Here is an 18,785-nt window from a genome sequence, read left to right as displayed (position 1 = left end):
CTTATGCCTTTTTAGACTTTGAAATCCCCAAACGATATATAAAACCGTTACTGGTTTGCCCTGAGTTATAAATACACTGACAGCATCTAATGGCATTGGCGATTTCGCCGACGAGCAGGGTGCAGCATGACACTTCCGATTGCGAAAAAATGGATGAGCGGAATCGCCTTGTCACTGGCGTTAGCCGGTGCAGCGCAGGCAACAGAGTTGTTGAACAGCTCTTATGATGTCTCGCGCGAGCTGTTTGTTGCCCTGAATGCGCCGTTTGAGCAGCAGTGGAATGCTGCGCACCCCACTGACAAGCTGACGATTAAACAATCGCATGCCGGGTCATCAAAACAGGCACTGGCTATCTTGCAGGGCCTGCGCGCGGACGTGGTGACTTACAACCAGGTGACGGATGTGCAGGTGTTGCATGATAAAGGCAACCTGATTCCAGCCGACTGGCAAGCCCGTCTGCCGAACAACAGCTCACCGTTTTACTCCACCATGGCTTTTCTGGTACGCAAAGGGAACCCTAAGCAGATCCATGATTGGTCGGATCTGGCACGAGACAAGGTGAAGCTGGTATTCCCGAATCCAAAAACCTCCGGTAATGGCCGTTATACCTATCTGGCCGCCTGGGGCGCAGCCGACCAGGCGGATGGTAAAGACAAAGCCAAAACCGAAGCCTTTATGACGAAATTCCTGAAAAACGTCGAGGTGTTTGATACCGGCGGCCGTGGCGCGACGACCACCTTCGCCGAACGCGGTTTAGGGGATGTGCTGATCAGCTTCGAATCGGAAGTGAACAACATCCGCAATCAGTACAGCAAAGATGACTACGAAGTCATCGTGCCTAAGACCAATATTCTGGCGGAGTTTCCGGTGGCGTGGGTCGACAAAAACGTCGAGCACAACGGCACCGCTGACGCGGCCAAAGCCTATCTGAATTTCCTCTATTCCCCTGAGGCGCAGAAAATCATTACCGGTTTCTATTATCGCGTGAACAATCCACAGATGATGGCGGAACAGAAAGACCGCTTCCCGCAGACCGCGCTGTTTAATGTGCAGGATGCCTTTGGTGGCTGGGATAACGTGATGAAAACCCATTTTGCCAGCGGCGGTGAGCTGGATAAATTACTGGCAGCGGGGCGCGGTTGATGTTTGCTTTAGCGCAAAAGCGCGTGCTGCCAGGGTTCGGTCTCAGCCTCGGCACCAGCCTGCTGTTTACTTGCCTGATCCTGCTGTTGCCGATCAGCGCACTGCTGATGCAACTGTCCAACATGACACTGGCACAGTATTGGGATGTGGTTACCAATCCGCAGCTGATTGCGGCGTATAAAGTCACGCTGTTGTCAGCGGGCGTGGCGTCCATCTTCAATGCGTTCTTTGGCATGTTAATGGCATGGATTCTGACCCGTTACCGCTTCCCCGGCCGCGCGTTGCTGGATGGCTTAATGGATCTGCCGTTTGCATTGCCTACCGCCGTTGCCGGTCTGACGCTGGCGGGGTTGTTCTCGGTGAGTGGTTGGTATGGTCAATGGCTGGCTCATTTCGATATTAAAGTCTCTTACACCTGGCTAGGCATTGCGGTGGCGATGGCCTTCACCAGCATCCCGTTTGTGGTGCGCACCGTGCAACCAGTGCTGGAAGAGTTAGGCCCGGAATATGAAGAAGCGGCTGAAACGCTGGGTGCGACACCGTGGCAGAGCTTCCGCCGTGTGGTGCTGCCAGAGGTGGCGCCCGCGCTGTTAGCGGGCACGGCGTTATCCTTCACGCGCAGCCTGGGTGAGTTTGGTGCGGTTATCTTTATTGCGGGTAACATCGCGTGGAAAACCGAAGTCACCTCGCTGATGATTTTTGTTCGCCTGCAAGAGTTTGATTATCCGGCGGCCAGTGCTATCGCCTCGGTCATCATGGCCGCTTCGCTGCTGTTGCTGTTCGCGATTAACACCTTGCAGAGCCGCTTTGGCCGTCGCTTAGGAGGCCACTAATGGCGGAGATTTCGCAGATTAATCACGCTGAACGTCAGCCGGTGAACTGGGGTAAATGGCTGCTGATTGGCGTGGGCGCGCTGGTCTCTTTCCTGCTGCTGGTGGTCCCGATGATCTCGATCTTCTGGGAGGCACTGAGCCAGGGGATCGTCGCCTCGCTCTCTAATTTAAAAGATGGCGACATGCTGCACGCCATCTGGCTGACTATCCTGGTGGCGTTGGTCACGGTGCCGGTCAACCTGGTGTTTGGTACGCTGCTGGCATGGCTGGTGACGCGCTTTACCTTCCCCGGCCGCCAGTTGCTGCTTACGCTGTTTGATATTCCTTTTGCCGTGTCACCGGTGGTGGCGGGGCTGATGTATCTGCTGTTCTGGGGCATCAACGGCCCGGCGGGTGGTTGGCTGGATGCGCACAACATCCAGATTATGTTTGCCTGGCCGGGCATGGTGCTGGCCACCATTTTTGTCACCTGTCCGTTTGTGGTGCGTGAGCTGGTGCCGGTGATGTTGAGCCAGGGCAGCAATGAAGATGAAGCCGCGGTGCTGTTAGGGGCATCGGGCTGGCAGATGTTCCGCCGCGTGACGCTGCCGAACATTCGCTGGGCGCTGATGTACGGCGTGGTGCTCACCAACGCCCGTGCCATTGGTGAGTTTGGTGCGGTCTCGGTGGTCTCGGGATCGATTCGCGGTGAGACCTACACCTTACCGCTTCAGGTTGAATTACTGCATCAGGATTACAACACGGTTGGCGCCTTTACCGCGGCTGCATTGTTGACCCTGATGGCCATTTTGACGCTGTTTCTGAAAAGCGTGGTGCAGTGGCGATTAGAGCATCAGCAGAAGCGCCAACAGGAGAAAAATCATGAGCATTGAGATTAAACACATTAACAAAGCGTTCGGCCGTACGCCGGTGCTAAATGATATCTCTCTGGATATTCCTACCGGCAAAATGGTGGCGCTGCTGGGGCCGTCGGGCTCGGGCAAAACCACGCTGCTGCGCATCATCGCGGGTCTGGAGCATCAGAACAGCGGGCAGATTCATTTCCACGGTAAAGATGTCAGCCGTACTCACGCGCGCGATCGCCAGGTCGGCTTCGTGTTCCAGCACTATGCGCTGTTCCGCCATATGACCGTGTTCGATAACATCGCCTTTGGTTTAACCGTGTTGCCGCGCCGCGAGCGCCCATCCGCCGCTGAAATCAAACAGCGAGTGACGCGCCTGCTGGAAATGGTGCAGCTGGCGCATCTCGCCAATCGTTTCCCGGCTCAGCTTTCGGGTGGACAGAAGCAGCGCGTGGCATTGGCGCGCGCGCTGGCAGTGGAACCGCAGATCTTGTTGCTGGATGAACCTTTCGGCGCGCTGGATGCGCAGGTGCGTAAAGAGCTGCGTCGCTGGCTGCGTCAGTTGCATGAAGAGTTGAAATTCACCAGCGTGTTTGTGACGCATGACCAGGAAGAGGCGATGGAAGTCGCAGACAGCGTGGTGGTGATGAGTCAGGGCAATATCGAACAGGTCGGCACGCCGGATGAAGTGTGGCAGGAACCGGCCACCCGCTTTGTGCTGGAGTTCCTCGGCGAAGTGAATCGCTTCGACGGTGAGGTACACGGTTCACAGTTCCATGTGGGGGCGCATCGCTGGCCGCTGGGCTACACGCCCGCGCATCAGGGCGAAGTTGAGCTGTTCCTGCGTCCGTGGGAAGTCGATATCTCACGTCAGAGCAGCCTCGAAACCCCGTTGCCGGTGCAAGTGCTGGAGATCAGTCCACGTGGCCACTTCTGGCAATTAGTGGTGCAGCCAAGCGGCTGGCAGGGTGAGGTCTTCTCCGTGGTCTATGACGGCGATCACACCGCTCCGATTCGCGGCGAACGCCTGTTTGTTGGCCTGCAGCAGGCACGACTGTACAACGGCACGACGCCGCTGCGTCCAGTTGCCTTTGCCGAAAGCGCCTGATATTTTTGACACTCCTTCGGGCGGGACTTTCCCGCCCGATTTATTTGCCTCTCTTCTGTCTGGAATCAAACCGTGACCATACTGGAAAATACCATCGGTAATACGCCGTTGATCAGGCTGCAACGCCTGACGCCCGAAAACGGCAGTGAAATCTGGTTAAAGCTGGAAGGCAATAATCCGGCCGGTTCGGTAAAAGATCGTGCGGCCTGGTCGATGATTCACCAGGCGGAACTGCGCGGTGACATTCAACCCGGCGATACGCTGATTGAAGCCACCAGTGGGAATACTGGCATCGCCCTGGCGATGATCGCGGCGATGAAAGGCTACAAATTGCGCCTGCTGATGCCGGATAACATGAGCCAGGAGCGGCAGGACGCGATGCGTGCCTACGGCGCGGAATTGATTCTGGTGACGCGCGAACAGGGCATGGAAGGCGCACGCGATTTAGCGCAAGAGATGGCCGATCGCGGTGAGGGCAGGGTGTTGGATCAGTTCAATAATCCCGACAATCCCCTAGGCCACTATCTCACCACCGGCCCGGAAATCTGGCAGCAGACGCAGGGCCGCATGACCCATTTTGTCTCCAGTATGGGCACGACGGGCACTATCACTGGCGTCGGTCGCTATCTGAAAGAGTTTGCGCCAGCGGTGAAAGTCATTGGTTTACAGCCGCAGGAGGGCAGCAGTATTCCGGGTATTCGTCGCTGGCCCGAGGCTTATCTGCCGGGGATTTTCCGTCCTGAATTAGTGGATGAGGTCATCGATATGGCACAGCGGGAAGCCGAGGAAACCATGCGTGCGTTAGCGCAACGTGAAGGGATTTTCTGCGGCGTGAGTTCCGGTGGCGCGGTGGCCGGTGCGCTGCGCATCGCTAATGCCCATCCCGGCAGTGTCGTGGTGGCGATAGTTTGCGATCGCGGTGACCGCTATCTCTCCACCGGCGTGTTCCACTGATCTTCTCTTCCCCGCATTTTATCTGGCCTGCGCGTGCTGTTGTGGTGCGACCGGGCCATTTTTGTCTATAGTCTCCCTGATAATCCTCTGGTGTTGGCACTGTAAGGATCGAGTAAAATCGGCTGCGCTCATTGCCAACTCAGGCCAAAATAACGGCAATTTTGTACGAGAGATAAAGATGAAAATTCTGCTTGTTGATGACGATGTAGAACTTGGCACCATGCTGAGCCAGTACCTGATTGCGGAAGGCTTTGAAACGCAACTGGTTTTAACCGGAACCGCCGGGATTGAAGGGGCGCTGTCGGGCAACTATACCGCGATGATTCTCGACATTATGCTGCCGGATATGAGCGGTATTGATGTGCTGCGTCAGGTGCGCCAGAACAGCCGTTTGCCGGTGATTATGTTAACCGCCAAAGGCGACAACATCGATCGCGTTATCGGCCTGGAAATGGGTGCGGATGATTATGTACCAAAGCCATGCTACCCGCGTGAGCTGGTGGCGCGTCTGCGTGCCGTACTGCGTCGTTTCGAAGATCAGGCACCGGTTCAGGACAAAAAAGAACTGCTGCGCTGGGGTGAGCTGAGCCTGAATCCGGCCACGCGCATCACCGAATGGCAGGGCAAAGCCTTTGATCTGACCGCGTCAGAATTCAACCTGCTGGATCTGCTGCTGCGTGCGCCCGATCGCGTGGTGTCGAAGGATGAACTGTCAGAGAAAGGGCTTGGTCGTCCGCGTGAAGCTTACGATCGCAGCGTGGATGTGCACATCAGCAATATCCGCCAGAAGCTGGCCGCGCTCACCGCCGACAGCATCAACATTGAAACTGTGCGCAGTATTGGTTATCGCATTCGATGAAACACAGCTACCGCGGCCGCATGTTCTGGAAGATCTTACTGGGCTTCTGGATTGTATTTGTCATCATCAGCCAGCTGCTGTGGCTTGGTTTTACGCTTTCCGGTAATCGTCACGAACCACCCGAAATTGTGGCTATCCGTCGTATTGTGAATTTACAGATGGCGTCCGCAGTTTCTGTCTTGGAGCGCGGCGGACCGAGTTCACTGGATGACATGATGGCCGATTGGGAACCCAACGACCGCCAGTTCTTCTCAGTCATCCAGCATGATAAACCTGCCGCTACGCCCGGCAATGCGCCGCCGGAAACCTTCAGTGAACCCTTCCATGGTCCGTTCCCGGATATCATCGTCCGTTGGGTGAAAGGGCAGGATGGCAAAGAGTACGAGTTGCGTTACGACGTTAAAGGATTGCGCGAGGATAGTTCGATGGGTGGCGGTGGCCCGCGACGTATCCTCAACATCCCAGAGCCGATGTTCACCTTTGCCGGGGCGCTAGGATTACTGTTCAGCTTATTACTGGCCTGGAACCTGACGCGCCCAATGCGCCAGCTGCGTGAAGGCTTTGCCCGCGTATCCAGCGGCGATTTGTCGGTGCGACTCTATCCGGTCATGCGTCGTCGTCATGATGAACTCTCCAGCGTGGCGCAAGACTTTGATGCCATGGTGGAGCGCCTGGATACGCTGGTGAAGGCGCGCGAGGAATTACTGCACGACATCTCCCACGAACTGCGTTCACCGCTGGCGCGCCTGCAACTGGCAACCGGTCTGGCGCGGCAAACGCCGGAATCAGTGGAATCCTCTCTGAACCGCATCGATGAAGAAGCGCGTCGTCTCGACAAGATGATTGGCGAATTGCTGACGCTATCGCGTGCGGAACATGAAAGTATGCCGGGTGAGCAGTATTTCGATCTCACTGGCCTGCTGCACGCGGTGGTCACGGACGTGCGCTATGAGGCACAGATTCCGGGCGTAAAAGTCGACTTTCAGGTCGATGAGAACGCCGACTACACCGTGCACGGCAATGCCGAGTTGATTCGCCGTGGTGTAGAGAACGTCCTGCGTAATGCGTTGCGCTTCTCGCACAAAGGCCAGCATATCAGCGTGAGGCTACAGGCGGAGAATCAATGGCTGGCGATTCGCGTGCGCGATCAGGGCCCGGGCGTTGACGACGAAAAGCTTTCCAGCATCTTCGATCCCTTCGTACGCGTTAATTCGCCACTGATGGGCAAAGGATACGGCTTAGGGCTCTCCATCGTGCGTAAGGTGATTCTGGCGCACCACGGTGAGGTACAGGCGGTCAATCGCCCTGAAGGTGGCTTAGAGCTAACGTTACGATTGCCACGCTGGAAGCAAGACTGAAGGTTTAAGCGCTCACAATCTAACCGCGTTCTTGTGAATCCATAGTAGCGCGCCCATGCAGTCCGGTTAGCACAGGCAAGCGCGCAATGCATTGCGACTCATACTACGAACCTATTCGCACTAAGCCGTGCATCTAACGCAGTAAAAAGCAGCACGCACTGTGTGGAGTAGGGCAGGACGACCGGGCAGAGGAGCAAAGCGTCCCTCGCCATGGATGGCGAGGGCCGAGGCCCAGGGATGGTTTATGCCGTCTTTGCGATCTGCCCGGTCGTCCTGACCGACCGCACTAGCCCTAACGCCACTGCACCATCCCTAACGCCACCGCACCCTGCAGTTCCAGCCAGCCACACAAACAAAAACGGCACCCATTGGGTGCCGTTTTTACTATCCAGACGCTGCTTACTTCTTGATGCGGATAACCGGGGTTTCACCCACAGTTACCTGACCGGAGAGTTTGATCAGATCTTTGATTTCGTCCATGTTCGAGATCACAACCGGCGTCAGCGTAGATTTTGCTTTCTCTTCCAGCAGTGGCAGATCAAACTCGATCACCACGTCGCCTTTTTTCACTTTCTGGCCTTCTTCGGCGATGCGTTTAAAGCCTTCACCTTTCAGTTCAACCGTATCGATACCGAAGTGGACGAACAGCTCGATGCCGTTGTCAGATTCGATTGAAAAGGCGTGGTTGGTCTCAAAAATCTTGCCAATGGTACCATCAACCGGTGCAACCATTTTGTTGCCAGTCGGTTTAATGGCGATACCATCACCCACGATTTTCTCAGCAAATACCACATCAGGTACGTCTTCGATATTCACGATTTCGCCTGACAGAGGCGCAACGATATCAATAGTCCCTGACGCGCTCTCTGATTTTTCGCCAAAAAGTTTAGAAAACAAACCCATGATCTTCTCCTAAGCAGTAATTTGGGGCCAGCGTCTCGTGGATCAGCAGAGCGTTTTTTCTTTAATGAACTTGTTCACCAGGTTCATTAAATCTTCCGCTGTGGGTTGAGCCAGAGCCTGCTCCGCCAATGCCTTCGCATCTTCGAAATTAGTATTACGAATAATCTTCTTGATGCTCGGGATTGAAATGGCACTCATGCTGAATTCGTCCAGCCCCATTCCCAGTAACAGTAGTGTAGCACGTTCATCACCAGCCAGCTCACCACACATGCCGGTCCATTTCCCTTCGGCATGTGATGCGTCGATCACTTGCTTAATGAGGCCCAAAACAGATGGCGTCATTGGGTTATAGAGGTGTGAAATCAAATCATTACCACGATCGACCGCCAGAGTATACTGCGTCAGGTCATTTGTCCCAATACTAAAGAAGTCGACTTCTTTCGCCAGATGACGCGCAATCACCGCTGAAGCCGGTGTTTCCACCATAATGCCCACTTCAATGGTCTCATCAAAGGCTTTGCCTTCTTCACGCAACTGGGTTTTCAGCAGCTCCAGCTCGGCCTTCAGCGCACGCACTTCTTCCACCGAAATGATCATCGGGAACATGATGCGCAGTTTGCCGAAGGAAGAGGCACGCAGGATAGCGCGCAGCTGAGCATGCAGAATCTCTTTGCGGTCCATGGCGATACGAATCGCACGCCAGCCGAGGAACGGGTTGTCCTCTTTCGGCAGGTTCATGTACGGCAGGTCTTTATCGCCGCCGATGTCCATGGTACGCACGATGACGGCCTGAGAGCCCATGGCTTCCGCTACCGCTTTATACGCCTGGAATTGCTCTTCTTCGGTTGGCAGCGAGTCACGGTCCATAAACAGGAACTCGGTACGATACAGGCCCACGCCTTCCGCACCGTTGCGCTCTGCACCAGCGACATCGCGCACGGTACCAATGTTGGCGCACACTTCCACCTGATGGCCGTCCAGCGTGATAGCGGGCAGATCTTTCAGTTTCGCCAGTTCGTGCTTTTCAGACAGGTATTGCGTCTGAATCGCTTTCAATTCTTCTTGTTCTGCATCGGTAGGATTAACGTAAATCTTGTTATTCACGCCATCGAGGATCAGGAAGTCACCGTTTTTGATTTGCGTGGTGACGTTACCGGTACCGACAATCGCTGGGATCTCCAGAGAACGCGCCATGATGGACGTATGCGAAGTACGGCCACCGATATCGGTGATAAAGCCCAGCACCTTCTTCAGGTTCAGCTGTGCGGTTTCTGACGGCGTTAAATCTTTCGCCACCAGAATAGATTCTTCTGCGATAGCACCCAGGTCGACAATATGCAGACCGAGGATGTTTTGCAGCAGACGCTTACCGATGTCACGCACGTCAGCCGCACGCTCTTTCAGGTATTCGTCGTCGAGTTCTTCCAACGCCTTGGCCTGGCCATCAATGACAGAGTACGCCGCAGCGTCAGCCGTTGCGTGATCTTTCTTAATCAGGTCGATGATTTCCTGCTCAAGCTCTTCGTCTTCGAGCAGCATGATGTGACCTTCAAAGATCGCCGCTTTCTCTTCACCGAGGGTTTCACCGGCTTTGACACGGATGGCTTCGAGCTGTACTGCCGCTTTGCCACGTCCATCAAGGAAGCGTTGAACTTCTTGCTCAACCTGATCGTCAGTAATTTTTTTACGGCTGATGACGATCTCATCTTCCTTCAGCAGAAGTGCTTTGCCGAAAGCGATACCCGGTGATGCTAAAATGCCTGAAATCATAACCCTACCTTTTAATCACGATGGCTCATTGACCCAATGCGTTGCCACTGTCGCGGAACAGTACTCTAAGGAAGCAAGAACGCGGACAGGTTGTCCGCGATCAAGATATTTGCACTCAATGGGGCAAAGGAGTCGGTTTAGTTGCTTGCCTGAGCGGAATTACTCCAGCTCAGCCATCAGTTTCACCAGGTGCTCAACCGCTTGCTGCTCATCTTCACCTTCAGCAGACAGCGTAACAACCGTACCCTGAGTCAGACCCAGAGTCTGCAGTTTGAACAGGCTTTTCGCGCTGGCAGATTTGCCATTAGAGGTCACAGTGATGTCTGACTGGAAAGCCTTAGCTTCTTTCACGAACTGAGCTGCAGGACGGGTATGAAGGCCGTTAGGTGCGGTAATGGTAACTTCTTGCTGGAACATTCTATTTCCCCAACTTTATCAGGTTTGGTGTTATGGATCTAAAGTCTAGCCTGGAGCCGTCACTTTAGCCTGTATAGGTGCGCTGGTGTGGCATTAAGCTGACCAAAAAATGCGCTTAGTAATGTGCGTCTTTCAGCAGCAGATCAAAAACTGTGCGAAAAGGTCACCTTGCTAAGTATGCCGTGATTCGCCGTTTCGCCAAATCAGTAATTCCATTCAGCTTGATCCACTTCAAAGCCAGATTAATTTCAGGCACCGAAATAATTGGGAGCTTAAATACCAGAGCCGTGTCATTGAAATCAATCTGTCTGGTGATAAAAGTGAGATCTGCGCCACAAAAAAGCACCCATTAGGGTGCTTTTTTCATCGTTTTCAGACTATGGCGGCTACTGCTGCAGCTCTTTTTCAGTGAACAGATCGGCAAACAGGGCGGTGCTTAAATAGCGCTCGCCAGAGGAGGGCAGGATCACCACGATATTCTTATTGGCGAATGCTTCGTCTTCCTGCAGCTTCAGTGCTGCAGCCACTGCCGCACCTGAAGAGATACCGGCCAGAATGCCTTCTTCTTCCATCAGCTGACGTGCGGTGCTGATGGCTTCTTCGTTGGTAATCGCAACGACCCGATCAACCAGTTTCAGGTCAAGGTTGCCAGGAATGAAACCTGCGCCGATGCCCTGAATTTTGTGTGGACCCGGCTTGATCTCTTCACCCGCGATAGCCTGAGCGATGACCGGAGAGTCAGTCGGCTCTACCGCGACGGTGATTAAGTCTTTTTTGCCTTTGGTGTTCTTGATGTAACGGCTCACGCCTGTCAGCGTGCCGCCGGTGCCCACGCCCGCAATGAACACATCCACTTCACCGTCGGTGTCTTCCCAGATTTCCGGGCCGGTGGTTTTCTCATGGATCTCCGGGTTAGCCGGATTGCTGAACTGCTGCAGCAGCACAAATTTATCCGGATCGCTGGCAACGATTTCCTCGGCTTTAGCAATGGCACCTTTCATACCTTTTGCGCCTTCGGTCAGCACCAGATTCGCGCCCAGTGCTTTCAGCAGCTTGCGACGTTCAACAGACATGGTCTCTGGCATGGTCAGCGTGAGTTTGTAACCGCGAGCGGCGGCCACGTAAGCCAGTGCAATACCGGTGTTACCGCTGGTTGGCTCAACCAGTTCAACGCCCGGCTTTAAGATTCCGCGTTTTTCTGCGTCCCAAATCATATTGGCACCGATACGGCATTTGACGCTGAAGCTCGGGTTACGCGATTCGACCTTCGCCAGGATGCGTCCATTACCGATGCGGTTCAGTCGAACCAGCGGCGTATGACCAATTGTCAGAGAGTTGTCTTCATAGATCTTACTCATAGCTCGTCCTTAACTGTATGAAATATTGGGAACCCTCAGAGCATACCTGTTCTTCCGGTGTGCGGAAGGAAAGAAATCGCATATCTATATAGCCCACAACCATAAGCCTTACGCAAAAATGCATAAGGCTTTTTGACGCTTTAGTGACGTGCATGCTGTAGGCGGTAGCGATCAACCCACATCGCAGTCGCGCCACATACGGCCACCGGCATGATAGCCAGGTTCAGAATCGGAATCATGGTGAACAAACTGACCAGCGCGCCAAATTGCATGTTCGCCGTTTTATGCTGACGTAACGCACTACGCATCTGCTGAAAACTCACTTTGTGGTTATCAAACGGATAGTCGCAGTACTGCACCGACAGCATCCACGCGCTAAACAGAAACCATAATACCGGTGCCACCGTTTGTCCAAAACCGGGGATAAAGTAAAGCAGCAGCAGTCCCAGTGCACGCGGTAAATAGTAGCCAAGCTTCTGTAATTCGCGCTTCATGATGCGCGGGATATCATTAACCATCGCCATCCAACCGCTATCCGGCAGCGGGTGACCGGTGAGGCGACCTTCCAGTTGCTCAGCCAGCAATCCACAAAAGGGGGCGGCAATCCAGTTCGCGATGGTGGAGAAGAAGTAGCTGAATACCAGCACAATCGATATGACGGAAAGCGGCCACAGCAAATAACTGAGCCACTGTAGCCAATCAGGGATGTGCGACATCAAGGCCGGAATCCACTCTCCGAGCCGTTGAAACAGCCAGATAAAGGCGCCTCCTAGCAGCAAAATGTTCACCAGCAGAGGAATAATGACGTAACGACGAATGCCAGGCAGACGTACCAGTCTCCAGCCTTCGGCAAAGTAATGAATACCATTTAATGATGAGGGCGATTTCTCAACGGGCATAGCGAGCCTTTCTCCTTTATGTGGCGGCGCGAACATCATAACCTGGCTTTTTGTCGGTGGCAGGCGCACTTTGCGCGAAAAATCAGCAAAAAAGCGTGGGGCAGCTATCTTATTTGTCAGAAAATACTGCACAGACTTGCACTTGTTTAGCTGGGCAAATACAGTTAGAGGATAAAGTTTGCCGTGGTGGCAAGGTATTGGAACAACAGAGAATACAATGATGCAGGATTTGCGTCTGATATTAATCGTTGTTGGCGCGATCGCCATAATAGCGTTGCTACTTCACGGACTGTGGACCAGCCGTAAAGAGCGCTCTTCCGTGTTTCGCGATCGCCCGCACAAACGTCTGAAACAGCGCGAAGAAGCGGATGAAGATCTGCTGAGCGAAGAAGATGATGATGGTGTCGGCGAAGTGCGTGTCCGTCGCAATCGTGACGCGCATGTCGAACCCGAATTCGACGCACCTGTGACTAAGCCTGTCAGCGCGCCACGTGCGCCTGAACCTGCGCGTCAGCCATTCCCGCGTCATGAAACCCCATTGATGGGTGATCCGCTGCTGGATGATGAGCCGGAAGTGCGCCAGCCTGCACCTGCGCCACAACCGCCGGTGGTTAAACCTGCGCCGCAGCCACAACCGCAGCCTCACTCCGTTCAGGCCGATCCCTTACTGGATAACGAGCCACTTTCTGCCACGCAGCCTGCGCCTGAGTTCCAGGCCGCTGAAGAGCCCGAATACGAAGAAGAAGCGCCGGTCGCACACGATGAACCAAAACAGTCTGCTGCTTCTACCCAGAGAAAAAATGAAGCGGTACTGGTGCTGCATGTTGCCGCCCACGCCGGCGGCGAACTGAACGGTGAAGCTCTGTTGCAAGGTATTTTGCAAGCGGGCTTCCAGTTTGGTGAGATGAATATTTTCCATCGTCACCTGAGCCCAGCGGGCAGCGGTCCTGTGTTGTTCAGTCTGGCGAACATGGTGAAACCGGGGTCCTTTAATCCCGACACTATGGGCGATTTCAGCACGCCAGGTATCTCCATCTTTATGATGGTGCCGTCGTATGGCGATGCGAACCAAAACTTTAAGCTCATGCTGCAATCTGCCCAGCGTATTGCGGACGATGTCGGCGGGGTTGTGCTGGATGATGAGCGTCGCATGATGACGCCACAGAAGCTGGAAACTTATAAAGCGCGTATTCGCGAAGTTATCGGCTGATAGCCGCGAGCAAAATCAAATATTAACGAAACAACCCCCGCATGTCGGGGGTTTTTTATCGGATAAAACACTATGAAATCGGTTCAGGAGCAGATCACCGCGCTGCGCACCTCGTTACGTCACCATGAGTACCTCTATCACGTGATGGATACGCCGGAAATTCCGGATGCAGAATATGACCGACTGATGCAGCAATTGCGTGAACTGGAAGCGGCACATCCCGATCTCATTACCCCGGATTCGCCGACTCAGCGCGTGGGAGCAGCACCGCTGGCCGCCTTCGAACAGGTGCGCCACGAGGTGCCGATGCTGTCACTCGACAACACTTTCGATGAAGCCGGTTTCCTTGCCTTCAATAAGCGCGTCCAGGATCGCCTGAAAAGCAGCGACGATCTGACCTACTGTTGCGAGCTTAAGCTGGATGGCCTGGCGGTCAGTCTGTTGTATGAAGATGGACTGCTGGTGCGTGCGGCGACACGCGGTGATGGCACCACGGGTGAGAATATCACCGCCAACGTGCGCACCATCCATGCTATTCCACTGCGCCTGCACGGCGACAATATTCCTGCGCGTGTTGAAGTTCGCGGTGAGGTCTTTATGACCGAAGCGGGCTTCGAGAAACTCAATGAGGATGCACGTCGCACCGGCGCGAAAGTGTTTGCCAACCCGCGCAACGCTGCGGCGGGATCGCTACGTCAGCTCGATCCGCGCATTACCGCTAAACGTTCTCTGACTTTCTTCTGTTACGGTTTCGGCCTGCTGGAAGGCGGTGACATGCCCGCCAGCCACTGGCAGCGCCTGCAGCAATTTAAAGCCTGGGGTTTACCGGTCAGCGACCGTATTCGTCTGGCGCATACCGCGGAAGAGGTGCTGGAGTTTTATCGTCAGGTTGAGCAGGATCGCCCGACACTCGGATTCGATATTGATGGCGTGGTCATCAAGGTCGATTCGCAGGCACTGCAGGAACAATTAGGCTTTGTCGCCCGCGCCCCGCGCTGGGCCGTGGCCTTCAAATTCCCGGCGCAGGAGCAGATGACCTTTGTGCGCGATGTTGAGTTTCAGGTGGGACGTACCGGCGCGATTACGCCAGTCGCTCGTCTGGAGCCGGTGCAGGTGGCTGGCGTGGTGGTGAGTAATGCCACCTTGCACAATGCGGATGAAATTGCGCGTCTTGGCCTGCGCATTGGCGACAAAGTGGTGATTCGCCGCGCCGGAGATGTGATTCCGCAGGTGGTCAACGTGGTGGAATCTGAACGACCGGATGATACCCGTGAAATCGTCTTCCCCAGCCATTGCCCGGTGTGTGGCTCGGATGTCGAGCGCGTGGAAGGCGAAGCCGTTACCCGTTGTACCGGTGGGCTGATTTGTGGTGCCCAGCGTAAAGAGGCGCTCAAACATTTTGTTTCTCGTCGTGCGATGGATGTTGACGGCATGGGCGACAAAATTATCGATCAGCTGGTCGAAAAAGAGTACGTACAAACACCTGCCGATCTGTTCCGTCTGACGGCGGGCAAGCTGACGGGACTGGATCGCATGGGGCCGAAATCTGCACAAAATGTGGTGGATGCGCTCGAAAAAGCGAAACTCACCACGCTGCCTCGCTTCCTGTATGCGCTGGGGATTCGTGAGGTCGGTGAAGCCACTGCGGCCAATCTGGCCAATCATTTTGGCGATCTTGAGAAGGTGATGAACGCCGATCTGGATGCGCTGATTGCGGTGCAGGACGTGGGTAAAGTGGTGGCGGCACACGTGCGTAATTTCATGGAAGAAGAGAGCAATCGCGAAGTCATCCGCGAACTCACCCAAGAGGTGGGCGTGCATTGGCCGCAGCTGGAAGTGGTGAATGTTGAAGAGATCGACAGTCCATTTGCTGGCAAGACCGTGGTGCTGACCGGTTCGCTGTCGCAGATGAACCGTGATGATGCCAAAGAGCGACTGATGGCGCTGGGCGCGAAAGTGAGCGGCAGCGTGTCGAAGAAAACAGACTTATTGATTGCTGGCGAAGCGGCCGGTTCCAAACTGGCGAAAGCGCAGGAACTCGGTATTCCGGTGATTGATGAAGCGGAAATGATTCGGTTACTGGGAGCTTAACGTGGACAAACATCAGCTGGTTGAAATTGCCAATACCGCTATGCCGTTCGGCAAGTATAAAGGCCGTATGCTGATTGATGTGCCAGAAGAGTATCTGCTGTGGTTTGCGCGTAAAAACGAATTTCCGGCAGGGAAGCTGGGCGAGCTGATGCAGCTGACCCTGGCGATTAAAATAGAAGGATTGCAGGGGTTAGTTAAACCGCTAAAGCGCAGTGAATAACAAAACGGCCCGCAATTGCGGGCCGTTTGCTTAGGATTTTTGTGCTTCGACTTGCTGCTGTGCCAGCCGCTTCTCATTGCCCGCCTTATAGCGCTGGGCGATGAAGGAGCACACCATCAACTGCACCTGATGGAAGATCATCAGTGGCAGCACGATAATCCCCACTGAGCTGGCCGGGAACAGGATATTGGCCATCGGCACGCCATTAGCGAGACTCTTTTTCGAACCACAGAACAGCACCACGATTTCATCGGCGCGGCTGAAACCAAACAGACGCGAGGCACCCAGGTTAATCGCCAGCGCGACAAACAGAATCAGCACGCTGCCTGCCAGAATCCACAGCAGCGTATCCACACCGACGCGATGCCAGATACCGTTGACCACTGCTTCGCTGAACGCGGAGTAAACCACTAACAGAATCGAGGTCTGGTCAGTTTTACCAATCAGGCTACGATGCTTCTCCACCCAGCCGCCAATCCAGCGACGAGACATATGACCAATCACAAACGGCACCAGCAGTTGCAGCATGATTTTGCCAATCTGCTCCAGACCGTTGCTCGGCGCATCGCTATGGACGTTCATCACCAGATTCACTAGCAGCGGCGAGATGAATACGCCCAGCAGGCTGGATGCCGAAGCGGCACAGACCGCAGCCGCCACGTTCCCCCCCGCCATGGAGGTGAAGGCAATCGCAGACTGCACGGTGGCAGGCAGAATACACAGATAAATGAAGCCGGTATAAATCTCTGGCCCGACGTTCACCGGATGCCACCACACCAGCAGCAAGCCAAGAATCGGGAACACCACGAAAGTGCTGCACATGATCCACAGATGCAAACGCCAGTGGCTGCTGCCGGCAATGATTTTCTCGCGCGACAGCTTGGCACCGTGCATAAAGAACAGCAGGGCGATGGCGGCGGTGGTCAGGTATTCAAAGAAATCGACAAACCCGCCTTTGGCCGGGATGAAGCTGGCCAACAGCACAGTGATGATGAGTTTGACCATCATCGGGTCGAGTCGTAAAAAGCCCATTGTTACAATCCGGTTAAAATAAAAAAAGATGGTGCTGATTGTGCGCCAGCTAGGTTTAGAAATAAAATTGATTTATTGCATCAATCTATGAGCGATATCGATGAATTACACCTTACGTCAGTTACGCACCTTTGTGGCTGTGGCGCAGCAGGGCAGTTTTAGCCAGGCAGGGCAGGCGATTGGGCTCAGCCAGTCGGCGGTCAGCCACAGTATCAAGGAGCTGGAAGCGGAAATGGGCGTGCGTTTGCTGGACCGCACCACACGTGAAGTGATGCTGACGGAAGCGGGGCACCAACTGGCATCGCGGCTGGAACGTTTGCTGGAGGAGTTAAATACCACGCTGCTGGATGTGCGCAGTTACGGCGAGCAGCGCAGTGGCACCGTACGTGTTGCCGCCAGCCAGACACCTTCGGCAAATCTAATGCCGCAGTGTCTGGCGAGTAGCCAGCAACGTTATCCGGATATCCGCGTCATCCTGCACGATCGCGCTCAGCAGTCAGTGCTGCAAAGCGTGCGCAATGCGGAGGTGGATTTTGGCATTGTCATCGGGCCGCTAGGGGATGCCGATCTGGATTACGAAGCGATTTTGCAGGAGCCGTTCTTATTGTTGTGCCATGCGGATGATGTTTTGGCCCAGGTCGAGCGAGCGGAATGGACGATGCTGGCGGGGCGCAACCTGGTTTTGCAGGATTATGCTTCAGGAAGTCGTCTTCTGGTGGATGCGGCGCTGCAGCAGTTATCGATTCAGGTGCAGGTGGTGCAGGAAATTGGTCATCCCGCCACGCTGTTTCCGATGGTGGAAGCCGGTATTGGCATCAGCATTTTGCCTGCGCTGGCGTTACCGCTGCCGGCGGGGCGGAAACTGACGGTGCGACGTCTCTATCCGGAAATCCATCGAAATCTGATGCTGATTAAACGCAAAAATCGCTCTCTGACACCCGCTGCGGAAGCGATCTGGCAGGAAGTGCGCCAACAAGCAGGCCTGCTGGCGCAACAACGTGCTCTCAAACCGGCGTTTTAGACGTAAACGTTGATCTGATTGGTCTCGGTCGGACGGTTAATGCCATCGGCTTTCTGGGCGCTGGTGGCACTTTCCGTTGTGGGCTGCTGTGCTTCTTGTTTCTGTTGTGCTTTTTCTGCTGCCTGCTGCTCGATTTGTGCAATCTGCGCTTCAATCATCTGAATCTGCGATTGCAACATCTGTTCCTGTTCAGATTTTTGCTCATCTGTCAGGGAGTCATCACTGGATAAATCTTTAATTTCTTTGGTGATGCTTTGAATCTGTTTATTCAGGCTGGCAATTTCTGACGTTGAACCGCTACCGCTGCTTGCGGTACTGACACTGCTAACACTTGAGATAGTAGACATGGTTTTCTCCTTGCAATAGACCATTATCGTTATCGGCAAGGGGATAAAACGGCTTGAGCACACAAAGCGTTAAGTGTTTGCAAAGGTTTTGTGAGGGTGGGCAAATAGCAGATAGCAAAAAGGCGCCTTTAGGGCGCCTTTCTACATTGGTGGGTCGTGCAGGATTCGAACCTGCGACCAATTGATTAAAAGTCAACTGCTCTACCAACTGAGCTAACGACCCGAAGTGGTGGGCGATGACGGGCTCGAACCGCCGACCCCCTCCGTGTAAAGGAGATGCTCTACCAACTGAGCTAATCGCCCACTTCGGAACTGCTTAACAAGAGTGTCATCTGACTAAGATGTGGTGGGCGATGACGGGCTCGAACCGCCGACCCCCTCCGTGTAAAGGAGATGCTCTACCAACTGAGCTAATCGCCC

18 protein-coding genes and 3 tRNA genes are annotated in these 18,785 nt (G+C 54.4%); 11 read left to right on the top strand and 10 right to left on the bottom strand.

All coding sequences use genetic code 11. The features are described 5' to 3' along the window. Nucleotides 1-126: 126 nt before the first annotated feature. The 7 genes from JK231_RS07385 to JK231_RS07355 all read left to right on the top strand — a co-directional run bounded on the left by JK231_RS07385 (nucleotide 127) and on the right by JK231_RS07355 (nucleotide 7,097). Nucleotides 127-1,143, top strand: a complete 1,017-nt coding sequence (locus JK231_RS07385; RefSeq protein WP_211728285.1) for a sulfate ABC transporter substrate-binding protein — start codon at nucleotides 127-129, stop codon at nucleotides 1,141-1,143. Then, entirely contained in the window at nucleotides 1,143-1,976 is an 834-nt protein-coding gene (cysT, locus tag JK231_RS07380; protein WP_034825859.1) for a sulfate/thiosulfate ABC transporter permease CysT, read from the top strand. Before JK231_RS07385 ends, cysT begins: the two co-directional genes overlap by 1 nt. Then, on the top strand, nucleotides 1,976-2,848 hold the full coding sequence (cysW, locus tag JK231_RS07375; RefSeq protein ID WP_211728284.1) for a sulfate/thiosulfate ABC transporter permease CysW: 873 nt from the start codon (nucleotides 1,976-1,978) through the stop codon (nucleotides 2,846-2,848). Before cysT ends, cysW begins: the two co-directional genes overlap by 1 nt. Beyond that, nucleotides 2,838-3,926: a sulfate/thiosulfate ABC transporter ATP-binding protein CysA gene (gene cysA, locus JK231_RS07370; protein WP_211728283.1), complete on the top strand. Its 1,089-nt coding sequence runs from the start codon at nucleotides 2,838-2,840 to the stop codon at nucleotides 3,924-3,926. The genes cysW and cysA overlap by 11 nt, the downstream gene beginning before the upstream one ends. 72 nt (nucleotides 3,927-3,998) lie before the next feature. Beyond that, nucleotides 3,999-4,880 carry a cysteine synthase CysM gene (cysM, locus tag JK231_RS07365; RefSeq protein WP_211728282.1) on the top strand — a complete coding sequence of 294 codons (882 nt, stop codon included), beginning with the start codon at nucleotides 3,999-4,001 and terminating at the stop codon, nucleotides 4,878-4,880. Nucleotides 4,881-5,058: 178 nt separating this feature from the next. After that, the gene (locus JK231_RS07360) at nucleotides 5,059-5,739 is read left to right on the top strand and encodes a response regulator transcription factor (protein ID WP_034825869.1); all 681 of its coding nucleotides are present in this window, start codon (nucleotides 5,059-5,061) and stop codon (nucleotides 5,737-5,739) included. Further along, nucleotides 5,736-7,097 carry an ATP-binding protein gene (locus JK231_RS07355; RefSeq protein ID WP_097118557.1) on the top strand — a complete coding sequence of 454 codons (1,362 nt, stop codon included), beginning with the start codon at nucleotides 5,736-5,738 and terminating at the stop codon, nucleotides 7,095-7,097. Before JK231_RS07360 ends, JK231_RS07355 begins: the two co-directional genes overlap by 4 nt. A 399-nt stretch (nucleotides 7,098-7,496) precedes the next feature. Here JK231_RS07355 and crr read toward each other — a convergent pair whose 3' ends face one another. From crr to cysZ, 5 genes are all read right to left on the bottom strand, one after another. Beyond that, nucleotides 7,497-8,000, bottom strand: coding sequence for a PTS glucose transporter subunit IIA (gene crr, locus JK231_RS07350; protein ID WP_034825872.1), 504 nt, complete (start codon nucleotides 7,998-8,000; stop codon nucleotides 7,497-7,499). 42 nt (nucleotides 8,001-8,042) lie between these two features. After that, entirely contained in the window at nucleotides 8,043-9,770 is a 1,728-nt protein-coding gene (gene ptsI / locus JK231_RS07345) for a phosphoenolpyruvate-protein phosphotransferase PtsI (protein ID WP_034825874.1), read from the bottom strand. Nucleotides 9,771-9,929: 159 nt separating this feature from the next. Then, a complete protein-coding gene (ptsH, locus tag JK231_RS07340; RefSeq protein ID WP_034825876.1) occupies nucleotides 9,930-10,187 on the bottom strand; it encodes a phosphocarrier protein Hpr in 258 nt (85 codons plus the stop codon). A gap of 386 nt (nucleotides 10,188-10,573) precedes the next feature. Continuing rightward, complete coding sequence (gene cysK, locus JK231_RS07335) at nucleotides 10,574-11,545, bottom strand: cysteine synthase A (protein ID WP_034825880.1); 972 nt, start codon at nucleotides 11,543-11,545, stop codon at nucleotides 10,574-10,576. A gap of 140 nt (nucleotides 11,546-11,685) precedes the next feature. Further along, entirely contained in the window at nucleotides 11,686-12,444 is a 759-nt protein-coding gene (gene cysZ / locus JK231_RS07330; protein WP_097118555.1) for a sulfate transporter CysZ, read from the bottom strand. A gap of 217 nt (nucleotides 12,445-12,661) precedes the next feature. Between cysZ and zipA the strand changes: the two genes are divergently transcribed. From zipA to JK231_RS07315, 3 genes are all read left to right on the top strand, one after another. Beyond that, nucleotides 12,662-13,654: a cell division protein ZipA gene (zipA, locus tag JK231_RS07325; RefSeq protein ID WP_211728281.1), complete on the top strand. Its 993-nt coding sequence runs from the start codon at nucleotides 12,662-12,664 to the stop codon at nucleotides 13,652-13,654. Between the two features lie 72 nt (nucleotides 13,655-13,726). Further along, nucleotides 13,727-15,745, top strand: coding sequence for an NAD-dependent DNA ligase LigA (ligA, locus tag JK231_RS07320; protein ID WP_211728280.1), 2,019 nt, complete (start codon nucleotides 13,727-13,729; stop codon nucleotides 15,743-15,745). Nucleotide 15,746: 1 nt separating this feature from the next. Next, a complete protein-coding gene (locus tag JK231_RS07315; RefSeq protein WP_038645584.1) occupies nucleotides 15,747-15,965 on the top strand; it encodes a DUF3820 family protein in 219 nt (72 codons plus the stop codon). 30 nt (nucleotides 15,966-15,995) lie between these two features. Here the strand turns inward: JK231_RS07315 and JK231_RS07310 are convergent, their stop codons facing one another. Further along, nucleotides 15,996-16,997 carry a bile acid:sodium symporter family protein gene (locus JK231_RS07310; protein ID WP_097118552.1) on the bottom strand — a complete coding sequence of 334 codons (1,002 nt, stop codon included), beginning with the start codon at nucleotides 16,995-16,997 and terminating at the stop codon, nucleotides 15,996-15,998. Nucleotides 16,998-17,097: 100 nt separating this feature from the next. On the opposite strand from JK231_RS07310, the gene JK231_RS07305 reads away from it, so the two are divergent. Further along, a complete protein-coding gene (locus JK231_RS07305) occupies nucleotides 17,098-18,018 on the top strand; it encodes a LysR family transcriptional regulator (protein WP_058959064.1) in 921 nt (306 codons plus the stop codon). Here the strand turns inward: JK231_RS07305 and JK231_RS07300 are convergent. The 4 genes from JK231_RS07300 to JK231_RS07285 all read right to left on the bottom strand — a co-directional run bounded on the left by JK231_RS07300 (nucleotide 18,015) and on the right by JK231_RS07285 (nucleotide 18,785). Continuing rightward, the gene (locus JK231_RS07300) at nucleotides 18,015-18,365 is read right to left on the bottom strand and encodes a FlxA-like family protein (RefSeq protein ID WP_058959063.1); all 351 of its coding nucleotides are present in this window, start codon (nucleotides 18,363-18,365) and stop codon (nucleotides 18,015-18,017) included. The genes JK231_RS07305 and JK231_RS07300 overlap by 4 nt on opposite strands. A gap of 147 nt (nucleotides 18,366-18,512) precedes the next feature. After that, a tRNA-Lys gene (locus JK231_RS07295) sits at nucleotides 18,513-18,588 on the bottom strand. 4 nt (nucleotides 18,589-18,592) lie between these two features. Further along, a tRNA-Val gene (locus JK231_RS07290) sits at nucleotides 18,593-18,668 on the bottom strand. Between the two features lie 41 nt (nucleotides 18,669-18,709). Next, nucleotides 18,710-18,785: transfer RNA gene (locus tag JK231_RS07285), tRNA-Val, on the bottom strand.

It is taken from the genome of Pantoea sp. JGM49, from assembly GCF_018257655.1.
Lineage (GTDB): Bacteria > Pseudomonadota > Gammaproteobacteria > Enterobacterales > Enterobacteriaceae > Pantoea > Pantoea communis.
This window is presented reverse-complemented; position numbering and strand designations above follow the sequence as displayed.